The sequence below is a fragment of the Bacillus sp. JJ722 genome (assembly GCF_036963345.1).
Classification (GTDB): Bacteria; Bacillota; Bacilli; order Bacillales; family DSM-1321; genus Bacillus_AD.
In genome coordinates, this window is sequence record NZ_JBALMO010000186.1 from 1 (window position 1) to 1,886 (window position 1,886).

The 1,886-nt window shown below is 36.1% G+C and carries 1 protein-coding gene; it reads right to left on the reverse strand.

Features of this window, described 5'->3' with window-relative positions:
- Positions 1–1,750 (reverse strand): IS1182 family transposase (locus tag V7014_RS20035; RefSeq protein WP_335509643.1); only part of this gene is annotated, 1,750 nt, incomplete at its 3' end.
- Positions 1,751–1,886 lie beyond the last annotated feature (136 nt).

Consider the following 1,886-nt stretch of genomic DNA (forward strand, 5'->3'; position numbering starts at 1 on the left):
GGCTGTCTAATAAGTCCCGAAAATAAAACAGGTGAAGAAAAACAAATTGTTTTTCTTCACCTGTTTTTAAATTCTTTTCATTTTTCCCTAAAAATAGCTGATGAATCCCAGCTATTTTCAGTAGATTATGTGCCATCGCCACAATCCCAAACTCCGTTTGGACTTTCGTTAAGCCCCGAAGCGAAAAGCGGCGGAACGCTCGATTGCCCTTGATATGACCAAAAACACTTTCTACCTCGACTTTTCGTCGAGCATAAATGTGTGCATTTGATTCAGACCAAAGGCTCGTTTTCGCTTTTGCTTTTAGTTCTTCATAAACGGTGTTATAGTGAATTTGTCGATTCCCTTTTGATTTCGTACATTTTGATTTTAGTGGGCAATCTGAACAATCTTCACATTCATAAATTTTGAAGTCCCTCGTAAAGCCATATTTATCTGTTCGTCTAGAGTAACGTTTGAATTCAATCTTTCGGTTATTCGGACATCTATATGTATCATTCTGCTCGTTATAATCCCAGTTACTTGCGTGACGAATATCTTTTTGATAACTCCTTTTTTGTTCAGTTAAAAACGTATTATAAGGAATCAATGCTTCAAAATGTTCATCAATTGAATACAGATAGTTATCCTCACTTCCATAACCTGCATCGGCTATTACATTCTTTGGAAACGGTAAGGATGTTTGTTTCAATGCCTCCATATGTGGCTTAAAACAACGAATATCAGTCGGGCGTTGATGGATCGTATAAAAAAGAATGAATTGATTTTCTGTTGCCATTTGAATGTTGTAGCCTGGCTTTAATTGTCCGTTTTGCATATGATCCTCTTTCATACGCATAAATGTGGCATCTGTATCTGTTTTTGAATAGCTATTTCGATCACCAAATAATTCGTTTTGTTTTTTATATTTCATTAATCGTGGAGAGTAATCTTCTCTGACCGCCTTTAATAACTTTTTGATTGGGCTTAATGCTCGACGCTTTTCTTTCCTAATATTGATGTCCGTTTCTTTTTGAATGACAGCTGTTTCTTTTGAAATCTTTTCTTCTAGTCTTTCTTCAAGGTAGACTAGTTGTTCTTCTGCGACTATTCCTTGGTTCGATAATAATTCCTGTCCTTCTTCGTCTATAATGGCTTGTATTTCTTGATAAACTCCATCAATTTTCTCGCGAAGTTTTTCCTCATACTTGGTCGTTGCTTTCTTCCATACAAATGTATACTTGTTTGCATTAGCTTCTATTTTAGTTCCATCAAGAAAATAGTTTTCCATCGTGATATGCTTTTGGTCAATTAATTGACGAATCATATCTTCGAAGAGTTTCGGAAGGAGCTTCTCCATTTGAACAGTACGGAACCGATTGATTGTACGATAATCAGGTTTTTGTAAGGCCGCCAACCACATTGCTGGAATATTTTCTTCAACGAGTTTAGCAATTCCACGACAAGAATACACTTTTTGGGTATATGCATATAGAATGACCTTTGTCATCATTTTAGGATGAAAGGAGCTCCGACCTCCACCTTGATAGTGCACGAAGAATAGTTCTTCTTCAACGTTTTCAATCATTTGATCAATTACCCGAACCACATGATCGGATGGAATCAAATCTTGTATATCAAAAATAGCTACAGATTGTTGGTTATTATAAGGAATAAAAGTTGGTTTATAGTTACGCTTTATCGAAACGCAAGTTTCCTCTTGAATAGAAAGTGGAAGTGAAGTTTGTTCAGTGGTATAATTATGGCACATAAAAAACCGTCCTTTCGTAAATGTTGTTGTGGTGACTTTCATTTTACAGGAAAAGACGGTTTTTTTGTATGTAAATGATATGACGAAAGGGGCTGCCCTCAAAAGTCAAAATTATGACTTTTGGGACAGCCCCTTT